The sequence below is a fragment of the Aurantiacibacter marinus genome, from assembly GCF_001021555.1.
GTDB lineage: Bacteria > Pseudomonadota > Alphaproteobacteria > Sphingomonadales > Sphingomonadaceae > Alteraurantiacibacter > Alteraurantiacibacter marinus.
In genome coordinates this window covers 58698-82992 of sequence record NZ_LDCP01000004.1, presented here as the reverse complement: position 1 = coordinate 82992, position 24295 = coordinate 58698, and the positions used below count along the sequence as shown (strand labels likewise).

Genomic DNA, 24295 nt, shown 5'->3' with positions numbered 1-24295 from the left:
GTTATGATCGAAGCGATCAGAACTCGTAACGGACGCCCACCTGGATGCGCCAGATCGAAGCCGAGAGACCGAGCGATTCAAAGTCATTCGCGTTGAAGTTGGAGAGCACGTAGCGGCCCTGCGAATCAACGGAAGTATCGATCAATTCGACAGTCTGCTGGAAGCCGCCGCGACGGGTGAACAGGTTCGCACCATCATCGACGAAGTTCAGGAAGTTGTCGAAGTCGAAGAACAACTCGATCTTGTCCTGCACCAGACCTGTGACCGAACCGAGGAACGGGAGTTCCTGGCTCATGCGCAGATCCACGTCGTAATACCAGTCATTGCTGCAGGTGTTACGCTCGATCGTCTGACCGCGCGGGATGTCACAATTGAGAGGGTTATCGTCGAGATAGGCGAACAACCGATCCGAAGCCTGCTGTGCCGTCTGGACTACATTGCCCCTTACGACATAATCGCGGAAAACGACGTTTGGATCGTTCGGGCCGGTCGGCACATAAAGCAGTGCGTTGTCATTACCCGAAGAACTGTCGTTGAACACGCCGCCGCCGTTGAATGTCAGGCTGTATGGACGGCCCGAACGTGCAGAGAAGAAGATGCCGAGGCTGGTGGAATAGTCCTCGATGAATTCTTCACGGAGCGAGAGCGCAGCAGTGAAATTGTGACGCGTTTCGTAGTTGGACCGCGAAATTGCCGGGTTCTGCCGGTCGAACGCCGCAGTCACGTCATAGGACGAAGTCGCGGTGGAAGAACCGACGTTGCGGTTGTTGTCGGCATCAGTCCAGGCATAACCAAAGGTCATACGTGTGCTGCCGCCTTGCGTGAACAGTCCGCCGTCGAAGCGCTTGTTCAGGATCACCGATGCGGTCTGGCTGGAATAATCCGGGCCGTTGGTCAGCTGGATTTCATCATCACGGCCAATGCGGTTGAAACACTGTGCGGTCACGTTGTTCCAAACCGGCGGAGTGCCACCTGGATAGACCAGATTTGCGTTACACCCTGCCGCATCTGAATCGGTCGGATCGATTGCCGCGTAAATCGGACGGCCATCTACGGTAAAGCCGTTGAGGCCGCGCGTGATGTTAGGCGTCTGCGACAGGTCGACGAAGTTTAGCGTATCGATATACCGGCTGTAGATATAATCGAGATTCAGGTTCCAGTTGCTGAAGAAGCCTCCCTCGGTGCCAATTTCCGTGGCGAAGCCGATGTTGGCACGCCACACGCTTGGTACATTGAATTCCGGATCGGTCGACTGGGTGTCGGCCAGGCCGGCAGCAGCGGTATTCGCGCCGCTGTCGATTACGCACTGCGGGAAGCCTGTGAAGGTGCCGTTGGTGACAACATCGGCCTGGACACCATCATTCGGCGTGTTGCAGCCGAAAGTAAGTGCGCCAAGTGCGGACGAGAAGCCGTTGTTCGAAAATGCGTTCGAGAAATATACGACCGGATCGCCGCCAGCAAAGCGGCCGATGCCGCCGGTAAGGCTGGAGTTGGAAAGGAACCCGTCGTTGTCCAGCTCATAAGTGGCCGAAAGGCGCGGCAACCAAAGCTTGCCCAGATCACTGAACGATGTGGCGTTTGAAAAGCCATAACGCGTGATGAAATTGGGGTTTTCAGTCGGCTCGTCGCCATCATACCATTGCAGACGCAAACCTGCGGTAAGGCTAAGCTGCGGCGTCGCCTGGATTTCATCCTGGAAGTAGATGGAATAGATGCGGCGGCTGAATGCTGCGGCAGCGTTGTTGATATCGCCGCCCGACGCAGCGTTGATGTCAGCACCATATGCAAGGCCGGCAACAACTTCGTCTGCATCCGGGAACAGCTCGCTACCGTCAGACAGCAGGCCTTGCTGGAAGTCCGCCAGGCTCTGGAAGTAGAGCGAACCCGTCGCGTTGATTGCGAACAGATTGAACACTTCCAGATCGTTTATGTCCGCACCGAACTTGATCTGGTGACGATCGAGATTGAGGTTCGCCTGAACCTTGATCTGGTCGATGTTGGTGTTGAGCTGGTTGGCCGAGCGGAAGATGCCCGGGCCGGTGGACAGCACGCCATTGCGGTCATCGGCAGTTCCGATGACGCCATCAGCGCCGGGGCCGGTTACACCCACGACCAGACGCGGGATCGGATTGTCCGACTGGGCTTCACCACCACCGAACGGGCCCTGCTGATCGGCCACGTCTGCGCGGCTGAGGCGGATTTCGGTAGAAAGCACGTCATTCCAGTCGGAATACAGACGCAGCGAATAATAGTCGGAGATCGTGCCTTCGTCTTCGAACGAATTCAGGCCGGTCAGATTGTCGCCGCCGAAATCGCTTTCGACATTGGTTTCTTCAAGGCGCTGGTAGGTCGCTTCCAGACGCTGCCCGTCAGTGATGTAAGCATCGAGACGACCGAAATAACGGACCGAAGATTCTGCCAGTGTGCGGGGGTAGCCGCCGGTTTCCTGGCCATAGACGCTGCTTGCGATCTGGGAGAATTCGTCGAACTGGCCTTGCGTTACGAAAAGTGCCTCGTTCGGGAAGTTGGCGCCGAACGGACCGAAATCATTGGCACCGCCAAGGTCGGTTTCTTCGTAACCGGCGAAGAAGAACAGGCGATCAGGGATGATTGGACCACCCAGTGTCGCGCCCCAACGCTTTTCCTGGAAAGGATCGACGCTGAAATCGTCGCCATCGATCGAGTTGCCACGCAATGCGGAATCGCGGTAATTGAAGAACGCGCTGCCGTGGAACTGATTGGTGCCCGACTTTGTAACAACGTTCACGAGACAGCCGGTGAAGTCCGAGTATTCCACATCGAACGGAGCGAATTCGACCGATGTTTCACGGATGGTGTCAAACGGCAGGGGCAGGGCGTTACGCGCTGCGAACGGCGTGCCGTTCAAGCCGAAAACGTCAGCCTGAATGGTGCCGTCAACGGTGAAAGTGTTGCCGCGATCGTTGCCGCCCAGGCAGGAAATGCGGTCAACTTCGTTGTCGCGGTCGAGGCTGACGCGAGGGTCGATGCGGATGATGTCGCGCACGTCACGCGTAATCGAAGGGAAGCTTTCCAGTGTCTGCTGGTCGAAGGACAAGCTCGGCCCGACGGCAAGCTGCTGCACGTTCACACGCGCGCCGCTGACGACGATCACGTTTTCGCTGGCGGCCGCAGCAGATGTCAGAGCGAAGGTGTAGGACGTGTTGCCCGAAATGCTGATGTACTGGTCTTCAACCGACTGGCCTTCGAAACCCGGCGCGGTGACGGTAACGGTGTAGGGACCGCCCGAAACCAGCGAGCCGAAGCGGAAGGACCCGTCGACATCGGCAGTTTGTGTGCGAGTATTGTCAGTACGGGTGTCAGTGACGGTAACAACCGCGCCAGGAAGCGGGTTGCCTTCGGAGTCCGTGACTTCGCCCTGAACGCCGGAAGTAATTTGCTGGGCCTGTGCCATTTGCGGCAGCATTGCGGCGCTGGCGATGCTTGCCACACTGGCAGCAAGAAGGAATCTGATTTTCATGTCCCTGGAAATCCTTGATCTGGAGAACGCTTAGCCCTGAGAGTGGGTGATTGGCTGGATAGCCGTGCTCAACGGCACTTTTCTTACAGAGATGTGACACTGCAATCTCTAGGGGTCAGATTCGGGCTATTTCTTGTGGGTTGAGCATGGTTTCAGAAGCAACTGTTGCTGCATCGCAACATTCTGGCGAGCCCAAGCGGTGCAATCCGTCAATTTCCCTGCGAATCGGTTGAGCCTGTCAGGCGAGGCCGATTTCCCGCAATCGCTGGAGCAAAAACTCATGGGAGGTGATCGGCGGGGCAGGTTTGTCACCTGGCGCGAGGCATTGTTCCAGCGGCTCGATCACGAAATCTGGCCGGAAATGGAGGAAGAACGGCATGGAATAACGTGAGCGGCGCGCTGCCTCGCCGCCGGGATTGACGACGCGGTGCGTCGTTGACCGCAGGCGGCAGTTTGTCAGCCGTTCCAGCATGTCCCCCACATTGACTGCCAACGCGCCCTTGGGCGGCGAGACAGGCACCCATTCGCCTTGCTTGTTCAGCAGTTCCAGCCCTGCTTCTTCGGCTCCAAGCAGCAGCGTGATGGTGTTGATATCACCATGCGCGGCAGCTCTGATCGCGCCTTTGGGCACGTCATTGGCGAGTGGTGGATAATGCAGCAGGCGCATTACCGAATTGCCGTCCTCCACCGTTGGTACGAAGTAATCATCTGCCAGACCAAGGTGCATCGCGATGGCCCGCAGGATCGTGTCGCCCGCTTTTTCGAACTCTGTATAAAGCTGCTCGAAAGTTTGTTGAAAGCCCGGGATTTCGGATGGCCAGATATTGGGTGCCATGAAATCCGAAAGCGCATGGCCTTCCGGCAGGCTACGCCCGACGTGCCAGAATTCCTTCAGGTCATGGACCTCTGCGTCCTTGGCAATTTCTGTTCCAAAGGGAGTGTAGCCTCGCGCTCCGCCGCCGCCCGCAATATGGTACGCTTTCTTCGTATTTTCCGGGAGCGCGAAAAAGGCTTTGGCCAAATCTTCTGCTCGATCGATCAGATCCTGCGGAATGCCGTGATCGCGGACGATAGCGAAACCGAATTCGGCAAAGCTGTTACCCAGCTCGTCTGAAATCTCTTCCAGCGGCTGTTCGAGTGATATGGATGCAAGCTCGGCCATTTCCCGGGTCCTCAGTAGGGCAGCAAGAGCCCGGCCAGTGCCGCGCTCATCAAATTGGCAAGAGAGCCTGCCGCCAGTGCGCGCAGGCCCAGCTTTGCAATAACCGGACGCTGATTGGGCGCAAGGCCTCCTGTCACCGCCATCTGGATGGCAATCGAACTGAAATTGGCAAAGCCGCATAGTGCAAAGGTCACGATGGCAGTTGTGCGTACCGAAAACGTGCCCTCGCTCAGGCTGCCCAGTTCAATGAACGCCACAAATTCGTTGAGAACGATCTTGGTGCCGAACAAACCTCCGGCGATTCCGGCCTCGTTCCAAGGCACGCCGATCAGATACATCACCGGTGCAAAGACAAAGCCGAGCAACTGCTGGAAACTGACATCGGGATAGCCGAACCAGCCGCCAACGCCGCCAAGGATGCCATTGGCCAGCGCCACCAGCGCGACAAAGACCATCACCATCGCGCCTACTGCCACGGCCAGCTTTACGCCCGTCTGTGTACCCTGTGCGGCAGCTTCGATCACGTTTGCGGGCTTGTGCCCTTCTTCAAAGGTTTCGGCGACCTCGACCTCATGCGCCTTTCCGCCTTCGGTAAGTGCAGCTGGCCCCTCCGCGCTGATACGCGCATCAGGCAGTTTGATCTCTTCGGTTTCGACACCGGACAATATGGCCGCATCGCGCGCCAGATCGCTTTCATCGTCGGGCATGATGATCTTGGCCATCAGGATACCGCCAGGTGCGGACATGAAGGCAGCGGCCAGCAAGAACGGGACAGCTTCTGAACCGATAAAACTGGCGTATGCCGCAAGAATAGTCCCTGCGACCCCGGCCATGCCCACGGTCATCAAGGTGAACAACCGGCTCGGAGAGAGAGCTGCAAGATATGGCCGCACGACAAGCGGGCTTTCCGACTGGCCGACAAAGATATTGGCTGCACTGCCCAGCGCTTCCACTTTGCTGATGCCGGTAATCCAGCCAATCGCTCCGCCAACCCAGCGCACCAGCCGCTGCATGATGCCCCAATGGTACAGAATCGAAACAATCGCTGCGAAGAACACGATCACAGGCAACGCCGCGATAACAAAGGTGTTGGTGAAGGGGTTTGCATCCATGGAGCCGAACACGGCTTCGATCCCGACCTTGGAATAGTCCAGCAGCGCGATGACGCCATTGGACAGAAACTGGATCGCCTGCACGCCCCAAGGCGTACTGAGCACAAGAACTGCCATCAGCGCCTGAAGCGCAAAGGCCGCCCCGACGATACGCAATTTGATGCGGCGCTTTCCGGTTGATAACAGGAATGCGATCAACAGGATCACAGCGATCCCGGCGAGTGATACGATTTGGGGAGGCACGGCTTCTCCTAACATGCAGTCGATTTGGGTCCTTGCCGATTCCCCCGCCGTGTACAAACGGAAATTGGGAGTTATCCCGCACGAGGACTTGCCAATCGCTGCCTTCGGGCCATAGCCATCGTGGATGACCAACCCACCATTGCCCGCCGGCACCGTGCCGATTGCCCGCTCGCTCTTCGTGATGACCCTGCTGTATGGCGGGATGACCGTGATCGCGGGGGTGCTGGCTTTCAAACAGTTCGCGATCGGGCCCATTGTGGTCGAAAGCGGCATTCTGGCGTTCTTGTTGCTGGTTGTGATTTCCAGCGTTGTTTCGCAGCAGCATGGCAAGCCAGTTGCCGACAGGTTGGTGCTGTGGGGCTTTTTGCCGCTCGCCTTTTCCATCGGCCTCATTTTCCTGGTGCTCGCGTTGCCGGCTTCGCCAGAAATGCCTGCCGAAAATCTCGCAGCATTTGATACGGTCCATGGGCAGACGCCGCGGATCATGGCGGCCGGGCCGGTCGCCTATGGTGTATCACTGCTGCTGAATGTCTGGATATTCAACAAACTGCGCGGCAAGGGCGATGGGGGCGGCTTCTGGCTCATGGCGCGCGGCGCGATTGCCTCTGCCATCAGTCAGGCGGTCGATACGCTGATCTTCATAACGCTGGCATTCTATGGCGAATTCCCCATTGGCAATTTGCTCGTCGGCCAAGCCATCGCCAAGGTTGTGCTTTCTTTCGTGCTGGTGCCGTTCCTGATTGCTGGCGCGGTTGCCCTGGCGAAACGTCTGGACCGTGAAGCATGAAGAACGAGGACGCGCTGATCGCCATGGCGCGCGAGGCAAGGGCACGGGCCCATGCGCCCTATTCGAATTTCCTGGTCGGCTGTGCGGTGGAAAGCACCGATGGCCGGATTGCCGTGGGCGCGAATATGGAAAACGCCTGTTACCGGCTGGGCGTGTGTGCAGAGCAATCCGCTCTGACCGCGGCACAGCAGGCCTTCGGCCTCGAAAATGTTGCGCGCATTGCAATCGTTGGCGGACACCGTAGCGATACCGAAGGCGGTAATGGCGCGATCACGCCATGCGGAGGGTGCAGGCAGGCGATTGCGGAGGCCGCGCAATTGGCAAAGAGCAATACCCGGATTATCTGCTGCGATGCGGCGGGTGAAGACCGCCTGCACACAGATATCAGCACACTTCTTCCGAACGCCTTTATCCTCGAATGACGCGGCGCTCATCCGACTACAACGCTGGCGATCTGTTCGGGGAACTGTATCTTGCCGAAGACACGGCGGCTCCCGCTGCGCAGCGGGCTTTCAGCGAATATGTTCCGGGATTGTTACTCTGCGGGACCGCAGCACTGGCGGCGGCCTGGCTAGCGAGCCAATATGGCTTCCCGGTTATCCTGCTGGGTTTGCTTATCGGTCTGGCTTTGAGCTTTGTATCGGAAGTCGAGGTGACTGCGCCTGGCCTGGATTTTGCGGCGAAACGGTTCTTGCAATTCGGTATTGTATTGCTTGGGCTGCAAGTCACTTTCGCGCAAGTCATGGCGCTGGGCTGGGTGGCCTTTGGCGGCCTGCTGTTGGTGATGCTTGGCGCATTTGGTGCAGCCATGATTACAGCGCGCCTAAGTGGGCAATCGCGTGAAGCAGGTATGCTGGCGGGCGGAGCGACCGCGATTTGCGGTGCCTCCGCCGCACTCGCGCTGTACGGCGTTATTGGCAAGGACCGGCTGGATCAGGCGCGCTTTTCCGTCACGTTGGTCGGGGTGGCAGTTGCCAGCGCGATTGCCATGTCCGCCTATCCGGCGCTTGCGCAACTGGCGGAGTTTTCAGACCGGCAGGCAGGCTTCCTAATCGGCGCATCGGTGCATGATGCAGGGCAGGCAATTGGCGGTGCCTTCGCCTATTCCGACGCCGCCGGGCGCGACGGAACAGTGGTGAAACTGGCGCGTGTTGCGATGCTTGGTCCGATTGTGGCGCTGGTTGCTGTCTGGCTGGGCGGATCGGGCGCAAAGGGAATTGCCAGCAGGGGCCGCGCATTTCTGCCTTGGTTCATCATCGGGTTTCTGGTTTTGCTGATAGCGAACAGCATGATTGATGTGCCGGCGGTCGTTCGCGGCGGCGCACTGGATGCTTCCAAGGCTCTGCTATTGCTTGCAGTGACGGCCACCGCAATGCGCTCTCGCTTGTCCGATTTGCTGGAGGCGGGATGGTCCACACTACTTCCCGTCATCGGTGCGACGCTTGCCTCTTTTGCAATCGCCTTCGCTGTAGCCAGCTTGCTGCTCTAGCCAGCTGCGTACTGCCGTGCGGACAATAGCCGGAGCCAGTTTGCGTTAGTCAGGCCGCGGCAAGGCGGTAGTGAATTTCATCTCCTCCATAGAGAAGCTGGCTGTGACATCCGAAAGGCCCGCAACACGCCCGATCAAGCGCTGATAGATGCGGTCGTAATCGGCAATGTCCCGGACCCTCAGTTTCAGCATATAATCGATATCTCCTGCCATCCGATGACATTCTATCACTTCGTCGAGCGCATTGATGGCTGCGGCGAAAGTCTCCAGCCATCCGGAATCGTGCCGGTTTATACGGATCGCCACAAAGACGGTTGTGGCCAGCCCCACCGCGTGCGGATCAAGCAGGGCGACGCGTTTGGCGATTACTCCTGCATCCTCCATCCGCTTGATCCGCCTCCAGCAGGGATTGGACGACAGACCGACCTGATCGCCGATTGCCTGGACTGTTTGCGAAGCATCGCGCTGCAATTGGCCCAGGATGGCCCAGTCTATGGAATCAAGTTTCAATTTATCGATCATATATGAGATACACTAACTGACATGAGGCAAAAAAGCGATAAATTTGGGAAGAATTTCAGCAGACAGTAGCATATAAGTCCTGCAAACAGAATGGATAGGCAAAAATGATCCTGAAGACCTTCACACAGCACCCCGCCGACGTCGGTGAGACCTATGGTGAGCATCTTGTTCACGCATCAGGTTTCGGGTTCCGCATGATCTGGGCGGGATTGGCCTGCGTTCTGCACGGCGTATTCCCATTCCTGTTTATAAAAACGGGCAGTAAGCAGATCGCCCATCTGCATGACCGAATGGTCGCCAACCGGACGAAGCTGCCCGACGGCTGGAGCTACATTATCTGAAACAGCCTCGCTGAGCAGCTTACTCGCTTTTTTTCCAGGCCTCGCTGTCTTCGCAGGGATTGACATGCAGGCTTTGAAGATGTGGACCAATGCAGACCACTTCCTGAAAGCCATTCAGCATGAACCTTCGCCTCGAATTCGATGGCCCCGTCGCGCATTTGCTTATCGACCGACTGGATAAGCGCAACGCGTTCAATATGGCCATGTGGGAAGCTATGCCGGGCTTGCTGGAACAGGCGCGGGCTGATCCTGCCGTGCGGACCTTGGTTATTCGCTCCGCGCAGCCAGGCGGTGTGTTTTGTGCTGGTGCCGACATTAAGGAAATGCTCCTGCATAAGGACGATGGCGCGTGGCTCGCGGCCAATCAGGCGGCGATCAACCGTGTGCAACATGATCTGGCGCGGCTGACCCTGCCGACCGTTGCTTTTGTCGAAGGGGATTGTGTGGGCGGTGGCTGCGGGATCGCCATTGCCTGCGATCTGCGCGTCGCAACCGACAAGGCGCGTTTTGGAATTACACCGGGCAAGTTGGGGATTGTATACCCGCTGCATGATGTGAAATTGCTGACTGATCTTGTCGGGCCGGGCCAGGCTAAGCGGATGCTATTCACCGGTGGACTGCTGGACGCCGCCGAAGCGCAGCGCATCGGACTTGTCGAGATGATCGCCGACAGTCCACGCGGCTTGTTGAATGACATCCTTTCTGCCAGTCCGCATTCAATCCGTGAAATCAAGATGTTCGTGCGCCGCGTTCTCGATGGTCAGACCGGCGATGACGACCAGACGCTGGCGATCTTTACCGATGCCTTCATGCGCGGCGACTTTGCAGAAGGTGCCGCGGCCTTCGCTGGCAAACGCAAACCGGATTTCAATGGGTGAACATCGCAAGGCAGCGGGTCTGCTTGTTATTTTGTATTGATGTCTGATCCTGGATAACGGCGCGCAGGTCTCCCCAACACCGCCCAAAGACCAAGCTTTTGCTTTGCAAACGGGTGAGTTATAATTCAAAAGCAGATTTTCCTGGGCACGTGTTTCGCATTTGTGCGTTGAGAAACAGATCCGCGATATTTTTCGTGAGTAATACGACAAAAATAGAAGAGGGGTTTGAATTGATGAATACTCGTTTGAAGTATCTTTCGGCCATCGCTGGTGCCAGTTTGCTCGCTGCCTGTGGCGGCTCTGATGCACCGCCACCTGCGGACGACACACCAGCTACAACCAGCGAAACCGCTGATGCTGGCGATACTGCAGAAGCGGCTGCCCCCACGGCCGATTCAACTGACACGCTCGACGGCACAACGCTTGCGTCCTTCACACCGGACGTGGCGCATGGCGAACAGGTTTTCGCCCAGTGCCAGACATGCCACGTACTTGAAGAAGGCGTGAACCGCGTTGGTCCATCGCTTGCTGGTATCGTTGGCCGTGCAGCTGGTACGGTAGATGGCTTTAACTACACGCCGGCAAACGCCAACAGCGGCATCACCTGGACACCTGAGAAGATGTTCCAGTATCTTGAAAATCCTGCGCGCGTCGTGCCGGGCACCAAGATGGCATTCGCTGGGCTTCCCGAAGGACAGGACCGCGCTGATGTGATCGCCTATCTTCAGGGCGCTGGCGCTCAATAAGCGGTTTTTTAACGACCAACAAAAGGGGGCGCGTACCGTATGGTCCGCGCCCCTTTTTGTGTCCGGCGAAGGTTTAGATGTCAGGCGGCGACAGACCCGCGGGCCAATTCGCATTGAGACCAGATATCGCTCAGCGCGTTGATCAACCGGTCAATATCACCATCGCCATGCACAGGAGAGGGCGTGATCCGCAGTCGTTCACTCCCGACCGGCACAGTCGGATAATTGATCGGCTGAACATAGATACCGTGATTGTCCATCAGCCAGTCGCTGATCATCTTACACTTGTGCGCATCGCCTACCATCACTGGAATAATGTGGCTGGGATTCGGCAGATGCGGGATGCCGAGCATGTCGAGCTTGCGCCGCACCGTCGCCACGCGGTCCTGCTGCATTTCGCGTTCATGACTGCTGGCTTTAAGGTGTTTGATGCTGGCGCATGCGCCAGCAGCCACTGCAGGTGGAAGCGCCGTGCTGAAGATGAAGCCGCTTGAGAAAGTCCGCACGAAATCCACCAGGTCGGCGGAGGCTGCAATGTAGCCCCCCATCACGCCGAATGCCTTGCCCAGCGTTCCTTCGATCACGGTGATGCGGTCCATCAGGCCTTCGCGTTCGGCGATGCCGCCGCCGCGCGGGCCGTACAGGCCAACGGCATGCACTTCGTCGATATAAGTCATCGCGCCATGCTTCTCGCACACGTCGAGGATCTCGGCGATGGGGGCGATATCGCCGTCCATCGAATATACGCTTTCGAAAGCGACCAGCTTGGGCACATCAGAACCGTAGGCCGACAACAGACGATCGAGATCCTTGGGATCGTTGTGCTTCCAGATCTTGTATTCTGCGCGGCTGTGGCGAATGCCTTCGATCATGGAGGCGTGGTTGAGCGCGTCAGAAAACACGACGCAGCCGGGAATACGGCTCGCTAAAGTGCCAAGGCCCGCCCAGTTGGAGACGTATCCGCTAGTGAACAGTAGGGCAGCTTCCTTACCGTGCAGGTCGGCCAATTCCTGTTCCAGCAACACGTGGTGATGATTTGTACCGGAGATATTGCGCGTTCCGCCAGCACCTGCTCCGCATTCGTCAAGGACCTTGTGCATCGCATCGATAACAATGGAATGCTGACCCATCCCCAGGTAATCATTGGAACACCAGACGGTTACTTCCTGCGTGCCGTCCTGAACGTAGCGCGTGGCATGTGGAAATGCGCCTCGTCGCCGCTCGATTTCAGTGAAGACCCGGTAACGCCCTTCTTCGCGGACAGCTTCCAGTTCAGCTTTGAAAAACCCGTCAAAATTCATGGTCAGCTATCCCCTTCGGTAATCGGATTTCGCCCAATTTTCTTGCGCCGCGCACTGGGCAAGGCCCAGCCCCACAGCACGCCGTCGCGAAACGGCAGGGCGAGAAAAAGGTGTTCAATTGTGCCCAGCGCGGCAAATGCGAACAAAAGGCTTGCGCCTACCGCCTCTGCACTACCAGCGGGCGATGCCATGGCAACATTGCCGAGCCAGATTGTAAGTCCGGCAGCCGCGGCGATTGATAGTGGCAAAGGCCAGCCGAGGCGGGCAGGACCATAGTAGCTCTTCATATAGGCCAGGTGTGGCGGCAGGATGTCGGTTGCCGAATTGGGCACGCCGTAAAAGATGTTGAGCTTGGTCGATAGGCGCATTGCGTACAGCAGCGTGAAAGTCATCGCCGCGATCTGGTTGGCTTCGTTCCAGGTGATCGAGATCAAGAGAAGCGCTGTTACTGCCAGAGTAATTTCATGATGGATCAGCGTTGCACTGGCCTGACGAAATCTTTCCCAGCCGCTGACTGAAGGATCGCACCTTTCCCGGCGAGGCCCGGAAACCGCACCGGTCAGGAAGCCGATTTCGTGCCATGCCCAGACCAGAATTGCGCCGCCAAATGCGATGTAGGCAGACCAGAGCGAGGCTGAACCCATGGTCAGGAAAATCGCGGTCAATCCGACGAGACCAGCAATACCGCCCAGCGCAAGACTGCGCGGAAAAGTGCGGCGTTCGCGGTTATCGATCCATGCGACGAGCCCCGTGGCGATGAACCAGATCGCAATCGTCGCCAGAACAGGCAGGATATGGCCGCTCCAGCTTACCATGCGGGCTGGAGCCTGACGGTTTCTGGAAGAGTGTTCGGCTTGGCGCGGTGGAAATACATGCGCGCAAAGTTCCAGCCTGCACCGGCCATGCCACTGAGCCGCATCAAGCCGCCAACGATACCGCCGCGTTCCTTACCGTCTTCGATCTTGTGACTGGCCTGAAGCAGTGCCTCCATCTTGCGGCGGAAGGCGGGGTCATCAATGTCCAGTTCTACCGGGAAGACCTGGCGGCTGATCTGGTTGCAGATCGAGAAGACCTTGTAGTCATATTCGGTTGGATCGATGCCCAGCGCGGCGTGAAACACCGGACGATTGTGATCGCGCACATACATGGTGGCATATACAGCCAGGAGGAAGAACCGGATCCACAGCTTGTTATGGCCTTTCAGCAGCTTGGGATCGGCATGCATCAGCAGCGCGAAAGCATCGCCGTGGCGGAATTCATCATTGCACCATTCTTCGAACCAGTTGAAAATCGGGTGGATCATCTTGTCCGGATTGGCGGCGAGATGGCGGTAGATCGTAATGTAGCGCGCATAGCCGATCTTTTCAGACAGATAGACGGCATACCAGATGAATTTCGGCTTGAAGAAGGTGTATTTCTTGGTCTTCGTCAAATAGCCCAGATCAATCCCGATCCCGGCATCTTTCAGCGATTCATTGATAAAGCCGGCATGGCGGCTTTCATCACGGGCAAGCAGTTTGAACAGCTGCTTCACATCCGGGTTCTTGGTCCGCTTGGCGATTTCTGCATACAGCACACAGCCGGAGAACTCCGCCGTCAGGGAGCTGACCAGGAAGTCGATCATCTCCGCGCGCAGCTCCGGCTCCAGCCGGTCAATCGCGCCCTTGAAGCTGTCGTCCTTCTTGAAGTGCTGCTTGTTCGGATCGCCCTTCATTTCCTCGATCAGCGAGTCCCATTCGGTGCGCACCAGCGACACGTCGATCGCGTCGAGCGCATCGAAATCGGTGGTATAAAAACGCGGGCTGAGCACGGTTTCGTGCTTGGCCATTTCCATGGTGTCTTCGCTGGTGATCGGCGTGTGGGCGTTCATCGCACCCTCCCTGGATTGAAACTAACTTCAACAAGTTCGGCAAAATCGAAATAGGCAGCAATCTTGGTCCAGCCGCGCCGCATGGGGCCTGCCCTGGTGACGGTGGCCATGCGTTCAAACGTGGCACTCTCGCCAAAATCGACGCTGATAGGATCGCCGTGAACCCGCACGCGGTCTCCCGGATAGATGGCGATATTGTCAGCCAGTTCGACATGCGCGTGGAAATGCGCGTCGCTTTGTTCGACCGCGATGCGGCAAGGCATGTCGAAAGTCTGCGGCATCATGTGATGTTTCCGCCGGACAGCATCGCGGCAAAAACGGCGCGGTTGTCCGGTCCGAACGCACCGAGTTCAATGATCCGGCCCGTTGCACTGTCGGTCAGCGAAATTCCGCCATCTTCCCACAGGGTGAGGTCGAACGGAGGCTCAGATCCAATCCCGTTAAGGCGGCGTTCGCGGGCAAGACCGCGCAATACGCCGCGCACAAAGCCGCCGCTTTGCGTTTCCATGTCGATTACCTGGACCGTTTCGCCAGTGCTGACATCGGCGATCAATACAGTGCCGTCTTCCTGGTCGAGGAATTGCAGCGAGCGCTGCGTGACGGGCGCAACATTGGCTTCTGCGCGCGCTACGGTCGGCACGGCTTGTCTGTCCATGAAGCCGAGCGAAACGGCGGACGTCATCAGCAGGCAGGCACCAACCAGCAGCCCGGCTGCGACAAGGGCAGGCTTCGGGACGGTGTTTTCATGGCTATGCGCGTGGCTCATGCGATGGCTTCCTCAAACCGGCCCGGAAGTACAGCTGCGCCTGCCTGCTTCGGAGCGTCATTGACTGGAGCGTTGGCAACCACAGCTGCACAAGCCTTGGTCAGCAGGCCTGCAACGTTCTGTGCATCCGGCAGGCCGCGCATCATCGGCTGGGCAGAGCGCAGCTTGAGTGGGCGGGCATGCGGCCAGATCATCGCATAGCCAAGGCCGTGGCGGCCCAGCAGCTCCAGCGCTATATCGCCGAACTCACCGCCTTGTGGGCGAAGATGGGCAGCGCCGATCAGCTTGAGCGGCAGGTTGATGCACTTGTTCAGCGCCACGCCAATACGCAGCACAACCCGGCGATTGGTGATCGTGTAGACCGTGGTTCGGGCCACCAGAACGGCATAGACCGCGAGCAGGCCCACGGCGAGCACACCGCTGATCGCGCTGGCAAGTGCACCACCGAACGATCCGCTTGCCAATGCGACAAGCGCGATGGCGACGAAATAGCCGATGATCCACCGCGATTTCAGTGCAGATCGCAGGAAGACCCGCCAGTCAGGTGCTCCCTGCCAGAGGATTTCCTCTCCTGCAGGCAAGTCACCCGGCAGGCCGCGAACAGGCTCATGATCATATTCGATCATACGAATGGCTCCTGACGGCATTCCTTGGCGTAGAGATATCCGCCGCCGAAGTAGGCGACGACGCGCTCCTCTTCGTAACGGGTGATCTCTTCACCCGATGCCAGCGCAGGCACGCCAGCATAGTCAGCAGCGTTGATCGCATCGATCATCACCCGGTCTTTGCGAACAACGGCCATCGCCATTGGTGCGAGCACTTTTTTCTCGCCGATGTCGACTTCCAGATAGCGGATCATGTGCTCGGCCCGGTCGACCCACAGGTCGGTGATAGTGCCAGCCACCTTGCCATCTGCCGCGACCAGCTTCAGCCCGCGTGGATCGGTGCTGAGCGGTGCGACGGTGATATCATCGTCCTGCGAAATTGGCACGATGCGCGCCGTGCCGTGCGCGGTCATATCAGGATATTTCGCGCGGTCTGCGTAACCTGCCGGGCCCATGCCATCGACCAGCGGATTGCCGGTGGGGAAATAGGGTGCGCCGTCAAAGGGCTCGCGGCGCTCGCCGGCAAGTTCAAACGCGTCGCGATTGTTATGCGGTGCAGTCGCTGTGCCCTTGCCGAATGGCAGTTTGAACGTCTTGGGCTCAGCGGTATTGAGCGGGCCGCCCGGTGGATTGATATGGCCCGTCATGGCGTCTTCCAACGGATAACCTTCCCGCCGGTCTTCGCGCCGCAGGTAGAAAAGCAGCGTTACGAAAAACAGGACGAATAAAAGGAGCGCCAGCTCCGCAACGTCGATATTGCCATTAGCCATGGGTGTTTCCTTTCGCGGGTATCATGTCGGGAATTCCTGCAAGCCGAAGGGTGTGGCTGCATTGTCAGATCCGCCGGAGCGAGTGCGTCCAACGAGGGGGCCAAGCACGATCAATGTGCCAAGCAAGAGAATGATTTCGAGTGTGTAGACCGCAGTATAGCCGGTTGCGCGGTCCGCCAGTGCTGTGCCGAGACCCTCGGCAGCAGCAAAGCTGCCAACCACGTCGCGGATGATGCCGCCCAATGCGATGGCAAAGCCCATGGCCGTTGCCTGCACAGCGCCCCATGCGCCCAGAGCCAGGCCAGCACTTTCCTTCGGCGCCAGCGCCATGGCGGCAACCAGCGTGCCGACTGAAAACAGGCCGACGCCAAGACCGATGGCAACAGCGCCAAGACCCAGCAAGGCGGGCGCGCCAAGCGGATCAGCGAACAAAACCATCATAAAGGCGGAAATGCCGATGACCACGCCTGTCCCGGAAAGCCGTAGAGGATCGGTGCCGCGCGTCAGGTGGCTGGCAGAAAATGCGAAGCCCAGCAGCGCGCCAAAGGCCCATGCACCGGTCAAGCCGGTAGTTGCGCCTACGGAAAGGTGCAGAATTTCGCCGCCAAATGGTTCAAGCAGCGCATCCTGCATGGCAAAGCCCATTGTGCCCAGGCCAATGGCGACCAGCAGGCGCACGGTGTTTGGCTGCGCGGTAAAGCCCTTCCAGACATGCGCAAAAGGAATGCGCGGTTCGCTGGTGTCGGTCAGGGCGCGGTTGCGCGGCTCCTGCTTCCACAGGGCGATCATGTTAAGAATGATGGTGAGGACCGCTGCACCTTGGATGACCTGAACAAGCCGTGTCGGCGTGAAATCACGCAGCAGACCGCCAATGACCAGCGCTGCAAACATCATGCCGACAAGCAGCATGACATAGAGCAGGGCCACGGCGCGCGGGCGCTTTTCCTCAGGGGCGAGGTCTGTCGCAAGCGCAAGGCCCGCTGTCTGGACCGTGTGCATGCCAGCACCCGCCAGCAGGAACGCCAGCGCGCTGGCGGCCACCCCAAGGATAAAGGCATCCGGGCGGCTCATCAGCAACAACGCAAATGGCATGATGGCCAGCCCGCCGAACTGCATCAGCGATCCGAACCAGATGTAGGGCACGCGCCGCCAGCCGAGCACTGAACGGTGCGTGTCGGAGCGGTGGCCCAATGCGGCACGAAATGGCGCAATCATCAGCGGAACGGCGATCATCAGCGCGACCAGCCAGGCGGGAATGCCAAGTTCCACAATCATGACCCGGTTGAGCGTGCCGTTGAGCAGTACCAACGCCATGCCGACGCTGAACTGGAAAAGTGAAAGGCGCAGCAATTGCTTCAATGGCAGGTCGGCACTCGCCGCATCCGCAAACGGCAGCCACGCGGTTGCTACCGCGCGCCAGTTCGCAGATTGGGGAGGGCCTTGTTCCATTAGCGGCGCACCAGTTCCATTGCATGGGATTTGTAAAAGCCGCTGGAGACGCGGTGGCTGCGGGCCACGCGCCATTCACCGATACCGGCCAGCTTTTCGCGCAGGCGCTCTTCGGAAACGACCACAATTGCGGGGGACCGGTCAGAACGCGGGAACAGCTTGCCCACCGTATGCATCGCGCCGAGCACGGGAGTGTAGGGCGCGAAAGTGAAGAGGATTGAGCGGTTGGTGCGCTGCGTAAGCCATGTGATCGTGTCGACCATGTCATCCAGCGAATAGTGGATCAGCGAATCCATCGCGACCACATGGTCAAATTCACCCAGTGCCGGGTCAAGCATATCGCCCACGCGCCAGTCGATCCGCCCATGGCCGTGGAATGTGTCCGCCCGCTTGCGCGCGATGTCCACCAGGCCGCCAGCAATGTCGATCGCGGTGATGTCCGCTCCCCGGCAGGCAGCTTCCATGCTGAGTGCGCCTGTGCCGCAGCCTGCATCGAGCATGCGTTGGCGGCGCAAATCTTGCGGCAGCCAGCTGAGCAAGGTGCCGCGCATCTCGTCACGCCCGGCACGAACAGTGGCGCGGATGCCGCTGACCTTGGCGTCGGATGTCAGGTCGATCCATGCTTTCTGTGCGGTCCGGTCGAAATACTCGGCCAGCTTTTCGCGCTGCGTATCATACTGCGTAGGAGCGTGATTGGTGTGGGCCTGGTGAGTTTGGGCGTGACTGGCCATTATTCGAACCCCAGGAAATCAAAGATATCGCGGTCCTTCATCGGGCGCGCTTCTTGTGGTTCGACACCGTCCCAAAGGAGCTGGGCAAGGCGGATGTATTCCATCTGTGCAGCAAGCACTTCGGGATCATCCTCTCCCATTTCAAACAGGGTGCATTTTTTCAGGCGGCTCCGACGGATGGCATCGAGATCCTTGAAATGCGCCAGACGCTGCATGCCGATTTCATTCGCGAAGCGGTCAATCTCGTCAGTCGCGGCAGAACGATTGGCGATCACGCCTGCCAGCCGAACTTCGTAATTCTTGGCCTTCGCACCGATCGCGGCGACGATGCGGTTCATGGCGAAGATGCTGTCGAAGTCATTGGCCGCGACAATCACGGCGCGTTCTGCATGTTGCAGCGGTGCGGCGAACCCGCCGCACACCACATCGCCCAGCACGTCGAAGATCACCACGTCAGTGTCTTCCAGCAGGTGGTGCTGCTTGAGCAATTTCACCGTCTGGCCTACCACATAACCGCCGCAGCCTGTGCCCGCAGGGGGGCCGCCAGCTTCGACGCACATCACGCCGTTGTAGCCTTCGAACATGTAATCTTCGGGGCGCAGTTCCTCTGCATGGAATTCCACCGATTCCAGCACATCGATCACCGTAGGCATAAGCTTTTTGGTGAGGGTGAAAGTGGAATCATGCTTGGGATCGCAGCCGATTTGCAACACCCGGTGGCCCAATTTGGAAAAGGCAGCCGATAAGTTGGAAGACGTGGTCGATTTGCCGATCCCGCCCTTGCCATAAACCGCAAATACCTTGGCCCCCTTGATCGCATCTTCCGGATCAAGCGCGACCTGAACCGAACCCTCGCCATCGGGAGCACTGAATTTGGCACGGGGATCTAGCAGGTTCATTATATTCTCCTATTCAGCCGCAATCACGCCTTCGAGCCGGTCTTCCAGATCATCACTTGCAGCACGGAGTGCCTCCAGCGTGTCCTCGTCCGGTTCCCAAAGGTTGCGTTCGCAGGCTTCGAGCAGGCGCGTTGCGACACGCGCCGAACTTTTCGGGTTGAGAGCGGAGAGCCGCTCACGCATTTCGGGGTCGAGCACAAAAGTCTCGCTGATTTTCTGGTAGACCCACGGATCGACCTGGCCGGTAGTGGCAGACCAGCCAAAGGTATTGGTCACGTGGCTTTCGATGCTACGCACGCCTTCATAGCCGTGCTTCAGCATCCCTTCGTACCACTTGGGGTTGAGCGTGCGGCTGCGGGTTTCGAGCGCGACCTGTTCGGACAGCGTACGCACTTTCGCAGCGCCGCCTTGCGTCGCGTCGAGAATATAAACCGGGGCGTTCTTGCCGCGCGCCCGCGCAACAGAGCGTGTGACGCCGCCCAGACCATCGACATACTGATCGATGTCAGTGATGCCGATCTCGACACTTTCAAGGTTCTGGTAAGTAAATTCGACATCGGCTAGCGCGCTGCGCAGCAATGCGCTGTGCTTCACCGGCGCGCCGGAAACCCCGTAGGCGTAGCCTTTCTTGTTCTCGAAAGCGTTGGCCAGATCATCCTGATCGGTCCACACGCCGCCGTCGATCAACTGGTTCACATTGGCGCCGTAGGCACCTTCGGCATTGGAGAAGACCCGCAGCGATGCAGTTTCGAGATCGCAATTGTGCGTCGCCTGATGGGCGAGGCTGTGCTTGCGCACGAAGTTCATTTCCAGCGGCTCGTCTGCTTGTGAGGCCAGTAGGGCAGCTTCGGCCAGCATGCGCGTTTGAAGTGGCAGCAGGTCGCGGAAAATGCCGGACAGGGTGGCGACCACGTCAATGCGCGGGCGGCCCAGTTCTTCCAGAGGGATCAGTTCGGCACCAGCAAGGCGGCCATAATTGTCCATCCGTGGGCGCGCGCCGATCAAGGTGAGAACCTGGGCGATCTGCACGCCCTCGCTCTTCATATTGTCCGTGCCCCACAGCACCATGGCGAGGCTTTCGGGATAAGGCTCTCCGCTTTCCACGTGGCGGGCGATCAGCCCCTCTGCCTGCTTGCGGCCTTCTTCGCAGGCGAAGCGCGTGGGGATGCGGAACGGGTCGAACCCATGGATGTTGCGGCCCGTCGGCAGCACAGCCGGATTGGCAAGAATATCGCCCCCGGGTGCAGGGCGAACGTAGCCGCCATCCAGCGCATGGACGAGCGAGCCGAGTTCATTGCAGCTGTCGAGCAGGGCGTTCAATTCGTCGCGGTCTGCGTCCGGATCTGCGCCCATCATTGCGTCGAGCATATCGACGCGCTCTTCGCCCACAGGTGCCTTGCCCAGCACATGCAGGCCGTGAGGGATCAAGGTGCGTTCGAGTTCATACAGGCGCGCGGCCAAATCGCTGGCATCGCCGCCTTCGATATCCAGCGCGTCGCACTGGTCGGCAATCATTGCCTCCAGCGCGGCGCGCTCTTCTGCATCATTGGTATTGCGCAGCCGTTCAACGCTGGTCTTGAGATCGGCAAAGCCTTTGTAAAGGCCAGCCTGTGCCAGTGAAGGCGTGAGATAGCTGATCAGCGTCGCGCCAGAGCGGCGCTTGGCCAGAATGCCTTCGGACGGATTGTTCGACGCATAGAGATAGAAATTCGGCAGATCGCCCAGCAGGCGTTCCGGCCAGCAATCGGCAGACAGGCCAGTCTGCTTGCCGGGCATGAATTCCAGCGCGCCATGCGTGCCGAAATGCAGCACCGAATGTGCGCCAAAGTCTTCGCGGATCCAGCGGTAAAAGGCGGCAAAGGCGTGTGTCGGTGCGAAATCGCCGTCGAACATCAGGCGCATCGGATCGCCTTCATACCCGAAGGCCGGCTGCACCCCTACAAAGACATTGCCGAAGTGCGCGCCGAATATCTGGATATGCGAGCCATCGCTCTGGATTTTGCCAGGTGCAGGGCCCCATTGCGCTTCGATTTCGGCCAGATGCGGTTCGCGGCGGACGTGGGTGTCAGCATCGACGCGGGCAGCAACATTGGCTTCGGAACCGTAGCGCGCGGCATTGCCGTGAAGGATGGCATCGCGCAGCGCATCGACGCTTTCCGGCACATCCACGCTATAGCCTTCATCGGCCAGGCGCAGCAGCGTTGCATGCAGAGACTCGTATACGGCAAGGAAAGCAGCGGTTCCGGTCGCTCCTGCGTTCGGTGGGAAGTTGAACAGGACAACCGCCAGCTTGCGCTCGGCGCGTTCTGCATTGCGATTGGCGATCAGCCTGACCGTTTTTGCAGCCAGCATTTCGGCGCGTTCGGGGCAACTGCGCATCGCCCGGACCGAGCCGGTAGGTTCAAACACGCAAGCGCGGCTGCAGCCCTGGCACGCTTCACCCGAACCATTCGAACGGCCGCCAAACACCATCGGGACAATCGAACCGTCCAGTTCCGGAATGGCGACCATGATCGTCGTTTCGAGCGGCAGCAGGCCCTGATGGCGCGCGCCCCATTCTTCAAGCGACTGGAATTCAATGGGATGCGCCGCGATGAATGGCACATCGAGCTTGGTAAGGCATTCCGCCGCAGCACCGGCGTCATTATACGCAGGGCCACCAACCAGCGAAAAGCCGGTGAGGTTTATCACCGCATCAACTTGCGGCTTGCCGTTCCGGACGAAGAATTTGTCAATCGCGGGCCGTGCGTCAAGGCCGCTGGCAAAAGCGGGGATCACGCGCAGGCCGGCTGCTTCCATCGCAGCAATCACGCCGTCATAATGGCCGCTATCATTGCCCAGCAGATAAGAGCGCAGCATCAGCAGCCCAACAGTGCCGTTAGCTCCCTTCTTGCGCGGCAGAAGGCGCTCGCTTTCGCTGATCCGTTGATCGGTGCGCGGGTGATAGACGCCGACTTCAGGATATTCGTGCGGCGCATCCGCGTGCGTTGCCCCGCGCCGCTCTTCGCGCTCGCCAGCGGCGTAACGATCAATGAGCGAGCGGACCATGGCCACCACGTTCTCTTCAGAACCTGACAGCCAATATTGCAGGGTGAGGAAATAGGCGCGCACATCCTGCGCAGTGCCAGGAATGAACTTCAGGATTTTGGGCAGGCGGCGCAACATGCGCATCTGCTTGGCGCCCGAGCTTGCGCCGGGCTTCTTCGATCCGCGCAATTTCTTCAGCAGCGCCAGCGGCCCCTTTGCAGGGGCATCCATCCGGTAAGCGCCCATGCGGGTCAACTTCACGACTTCCCCGGCAGACATCATGCAAACCATCGCGTCGCAATTTTCCTGCCGCGCCTCCAGCGTGGGCAGGATCGCGCGAACATGATCGTCCAGGAACAACATTGATACGATGACCAGGTCGGCCTTCTCGATCGCAGCCTTGGTCTGGTCCAGCGCGCTGCTGTCGCGGTCCCAGTCGGCGGCAGCGTACAGCGTCACATCGATATTCTCACCGCAAAGCGCACGGTCCGCACGCTCGACTGCACCTTTCAGGTGATTGTCCAGCGTCACGAAAACGACGCGCACGGGAGGCTTGCGGTTACCGTGCATAATGCGCTTTCGCGTCATATAGTGTGGCAATGTCGATCTCGGCGCGGCCCTGTTCAGCGGCGAAGGCCTCTGTATTGCGGCGTGCCTTGCCGCGAACGAAGAATGGAATCTTCTTCAGTTCGCGCGATGCCTCTTCAGTCCACAATTCGCCTTCGCTCGCCGGTTCTTCAATCTCGACTTTTGGCGCTGCAGTCTTGGGTGAATGCGCTGCATGATGGGAGGGGCCAGCTTCGTCCGAAAATTCGAAATCATCGCGGAACATGACCAGAAGATGCTCTTCAAGGCCCATCACCAGCGGGTGCACCCAGCTGTCGAAGATCACATTCGCGCCTTCGAAACCCATTTGTGGGGAATGGCGTGCAGGGAAATCCTGCACATGGACCGGCGAGGAGATCACGGCGCAGGGCATGCCGAAACGCTTGGCAATGTGCCGTTCCATCTGCGTGCCCAGAACCAGTTCTGGCGAAGCTGCGGCAATCGCGTCTTCGACTTCCATGTGATCGTCGGTGATCAGCGGTTCGACGCCGTACTTCTTGGCAGCAGCGCGCACATCGCGGGCAAATTCGCGGTTGTAGCAACCAAGGCCGCAGACCACGAAGCCCAGTTCTTCCTGCGCGATCCGGGCGGCGGCGACGGCATGGGTCGCATCGCCAAAGATAAACACACGCTTGCCCGTGAGGTAAGTCGAGTCGACCGAACGGCTCCACCAGGGCATCCGTGAACTACTGTCACCCAAAGCAGGTTCTGGATCAACGCCTGCGAGAGCGGCTACACCGGTGATGAATTCGCGCGTTGCGCCGACACCGATCGGCACTGTGCGAATGGCAGGCTGGTGGAATGTCTTTTCCAGCCAGCGCGCAGCTTCGTCGCCGATTTCCGGATACAGCACGATGTTGAAATCAGCCGCGCCGATACGGGCGATATCTGCTGGCGATGCGCCGAGCGGGGCGACCATGTTGACTTCGATGCCGAGCGTATCGAGGATCTTGCGCACTTCGATCACATCGTCGCGGTGACGGAAGCCGAGTGCAGCAGGGCCGAGGATATTGACCAGTGCGCGCTTTTCACCGCGCGGCGTGATGGCAGTATCGGCCAGCTTGCGAACGATCTGGTAGAAGCTTTCCGCAGCGCCCCAGTTTTCCTTGCGCTGATAGCTTGGCAGCTCCAGCGGGATGACAGGGCAGGGCAGGCGCATTGCTTCGGCAAGGCCGGCCGGATCGTCCTGGATAAGTTCTGCGGTGCAACTTGCGCCGACCATCATCGCCTGCGGTTTGAACCGCTCCAAGGCGTCGCGCGCAGCGTCCTGAAACAGCTGGGCTGTATCCTTGCCCAGATCGCGGGCCTGGAAGGTTGTGTATGTGACAGGAGGACGCTTGCCGCGCCGCTCGATCATCGTGAACAGCAGATCCGCGTATGTATCGCCTTGCGGCGCGTGCAGCACATAATGCATACCTTCCATCGCGGTTGCGACACGCATTGCGCCGACATGGGGCGGGCCTTCATAAGTCCAGACGGAAAGCTGCATCGC

Annotated in this window: 22 protein-coding genes; 6 read left to right on the top strand and 16 right to left on the bottom strand. The window is 59.0% G+C overall.

What is annotated here, in order from left to right; genetic code table 11:
- Window positions 1-16 precede the first annotated feature (16 nt).
- The 3 genes from AB731_RS12495 to AB731_RS12485 form a co-directional block, all read right to left on the bottom strand.
- The gene (locus AB731_RS12495; protein WP_047094373.1) at window positions 17-3499 is read right to left on the bottom strand and encodes a TonB-dependent receptor; all 3483 of its coding nucleotides are present in this window, start codon (window positions 3497-3499) and stop codon (window positions 17-19) included.
- Between the two features lie 238 nt (window positions 3500-3737).
- Complete coding sequence (locus AB731_RS12490) at window positions 3738-4661, bottom strand: isopenicillin N synthase family dioxygenase (protein WP_047094372.1); 924 nt, start codon at window positions 4659-4661, stop codon at window positions 3738-3740.
- A gap of 11 nt (window positions 4662-4672) precedes the next feature.
- On the bottom strand, window positions 4673-6031 hold the full coding sequence (locus AB731_RS12485) for a NupC/NupG family nucleoside CNT transporter (protein WP_047094371.1): 1359 nt from the start codon (window positions 6029-6031) through the stop codon (window positions 4673-4675).
- A 109-nt stretch (window positions 6032-6140) separates the two neighbouring features.
- On the opposite strand from AB731_RS12485, the gene AB731_RS12480 reads away from it, so the two are divergent.
- The 3 genes from AB731_RS12480 to AB731_RS12470 are packed head-to-tail and all read left to right on the top strand — an operon-like array spanning window position 6141 to window position 8292.
- Entirely contained in the window at window positions 6141-6803 is a 663-nt protein-coding gene (locus AB731_RS12480; protein WP_047094370.1) for a queuosine precursor transporter, read from the top strand.
- Window positions 6800-7225, top strand: coding sequence for a cytidine deaminase (locus tag AB731_RS12475; protein WP_047094369.1), 426 nt, complete (start codon window positions 6800-6802; stop codon window positions 7223-7225). The genes AB731_RS12480 and AB731_RS12475 overlap by 4 nt, the downstream gene beginning before the upstream one ends.
- A complete protein-coding gene (locus AB731_RS12470; protein ID WP_047094368.1) occupies window positions 7222-8292 on the top strand; it encodes a YeiH family protein in 1071 nt (356 codons plus the stop codon). Before AB731_RS12475 ends, AB731_RS12470 begins: the two co-directional genes overlap by 4 nt.
- A gap of 45 nt (window positions 8293-8337) precedes the next feature.
- On the opposite strand, the gene AB731_RS12465 is transcribed toward AB731_RS12470, so the two are convergent.
- Window positions 8338-8814, bottom strand: a complete 477-nt coding sequence (locus tag AB731_RS12465) for an Lrp/AsnC family transcriptional regulator (protein ID WP_047094367.1) — start codon at window positions 8812-8814, stop codon at window positions 8338-8340.
- 104 nt (window positions 8815-8918) lie between these two features.
- On the opposite strand from AB731_RS12465, the gene AB731_RS12460 reads away from it, so the two are divergent.
- The 3 genes from AB731_RS12460 to AB731_RS12450 all read left to right on the top strand — a co-directional run bounded on the left by AB731_RS12460 (window position 8919) and on the right by AB731_RS12450 (window position 10779).
- Window positions 8919-9155, top strand: coding sequence for a DUF6356 family protein (locus tag AB731_RS12460; RefSeq protein ID WP_047094366.1), 237 nt, complete (start codon window positions 8919-8921; stop codon window positions 9153-9155).
- 119 nt (window positions 9156-9274) lie between these two features.
- Window positions 9275-10033 (top strand): enoyl-CoA hydratase/isomerase family protein, encoded by a 759-nt coding sequence (locus AB731_RS12455; RefSeq protein ID WP_047094365.1) that lies wholly within the window; start codon window positions 9275-9277, stop codon window positions 10031-10033.
- Window positions 10034-10266: 233 nt separating this feature from the next.
- On the top strand, window positions 10267-10779 hold the full coding sequence (locus AB731_RS12450; protein WP_047094364.1) for a c-type cytochrome: 513 nt from the start codon (window positions 10267-10269) through the stop codon (window positions 10777-10779).
- A gap of 80 nt (window positions 10780-10859) precedes the next feature.
- Here the strand turns inward: AB731_RS12450 and hemA are convergent, their stop codons facing one another.
- Genes hemA through bchB form a run of 12 tightly spaced genes read right to left on the bottom strand, consistent with a single transcriptional unit; the run spans window position 10860 to window position 24292 of the window.
- Window positions 10860-12080: a 5-aminolevulinate synthase gene (hemA, locus tag AB731_RS12445; RefSeq protein WP_047094363.1), complete on the bottom strand. Its 1221-nt coding sequence runs from the start codon at window positions 12078-12080 to the stop codon at window positions 10860-10862.
- 2 nt (window positions 12081-12082) lie between these two features.
- Window positions 12083-12895 (bottom strand): putative photosynthetic complex assembly protein PuhE, encoded by an 813-nt coding sequence (puhE, locus tag AB731_RS12440; protein WP_047094362.1) that lies wholly within the window; start codon window positions 12893-12895, stop codon window positions 12083-12085.
- Window positions 12889-13950 carry a magnesium-protoporphyrin IX monomethyl ester (oxidative) cyclase gene (acsF, locus tag AB731_RS12435; RefSeq protein ID WP_047094361.1) on the bottom strand — a complete coding sequence of 354 codons (1062 nt, stop codon included), beginning with the start codon at window positions 13948-13950 and terminating at the stop codon, window positions 12889-12891. Before acsF ends, puhE begins: the two co-directional genes overlap by 7 nt.
- A complete protein-coding gene (locus AB731_RS12430; RefSeq protein WP_047094360.1) occupies window positions 13947-14234 on the bottom strand; it encodes a hypothetical protein in 288 nt (95 codons plus the stop codon). The genes acsF and AB731_RS12430 overlap by 4 nt, the downstream gene beginning before the upstream one ends.
- Window positions 14231-14716: a photosynthetic complex assembly protein PuhC gene (puhC, locus tag AB731_RS12425; RefSeq protein WP_047094359.1), complete on the bottom strand. Its 486-nt coding sequence runs from the start codon at window positions 14714-14716 to the stop codon at window positions 14231-14233. Before puhC ends, AB731_RS12430 begins: the two co-directional genes overlap by 4 nt.
- Window positions 14713-15342, bottom strand: a complete 630-nt coding sequence (gene puhB / locus AB731_RS12420) for a photosynthetic complex putative assembly protein PuhB (RefSeq protein WP_047094358.1) — start codon at window positions 15340-15342, stop codon at window positions 14713-14715. The genes puhC and puhB overlap by 4 nt, the downstream gene beginning before the upstream one ends.
- Window positions 15339-16091, bottom strand: coding sequence for a photosynthetic reaction center subunit H (gene puhA, locus AB731_RS12415; protein WP_047094357.1), 753 nt, complete (start codon window positions 16089-16091; stop codon window positions 15339-15341). The genes puhB and puhA overlap by 4 nt, the downstream gene beginning before the upstream one ends.
- 21 nt (window positions 16092-16112) lie before the next feature.
- Complete coding sequence (locus AB731_RS12410) at window positions 16113-17540, bottom strand: BCD family MFS transporter (protein ID WP_047094356.1); 1428 nt, start codon at window positions 17538-17540, stop codon at window positions 16113-16115.
- Window positions 17540-18271 (bottom strand): magnesium protoporphyrin IX methyltransferase, encoded by a 732-nt coding sequence (gene bchM / locus AB731_RS12405; protein WP_047094355.1) that lies wholly within the window; start codon window positions 18269-18271, stop codon window positions 17540-17542. The genes AB731_RS12410 and bchM overlap by 1 nt, the downstream gene beginning before the upstream one ends.
- Window positions 18271-19170 (bottom strand): ferredoxin:protochlorophyllide reductase (ATP-dependent) iron-sulfur ATP-binding protein, encoded by a 900-nt coding sequence (bchL, locus tag AB731_RS12400; RefSeq protein ID WP_047094354.1) that lies wholly within the window; start codon window positions 19168-19170, stop codon window positions 18271-18273. Before bchL ends, bchM begins: the two co-directional genes overlap by 1 nt.
- A 9-nt stretch (window positions 19171-19179) precedes the next feature.
- Window positions 19180-22785 (bottom strand): magnesium chelatase subunit H, encoded by a 3606-nt coding sequence (locus tag AB731_RS12395; protein WP_064971836.1) that lies wholly within the window; start codon window positions 22783-22785, stop codon window positions 19180-19182.
- Window positions 22757-24292, bottom strand: a complete 1536-nt coding sequence (gene bchB, locus AB731_RS12390; RefSeq protein ID WP_047094352.1) for a ferredoxin:protochlorophyllide reductase (ATP-dependent) subunit B — start codon at window positions 24290-24292, stop codon at window positions 22757-22759. Before bchB ends, AB731_RS12395 begins: the two co-directional genes overlap by 29 nt.
- Between the last annotated feature and the right edge of the window lie 3 nt (window positions 24293-24295).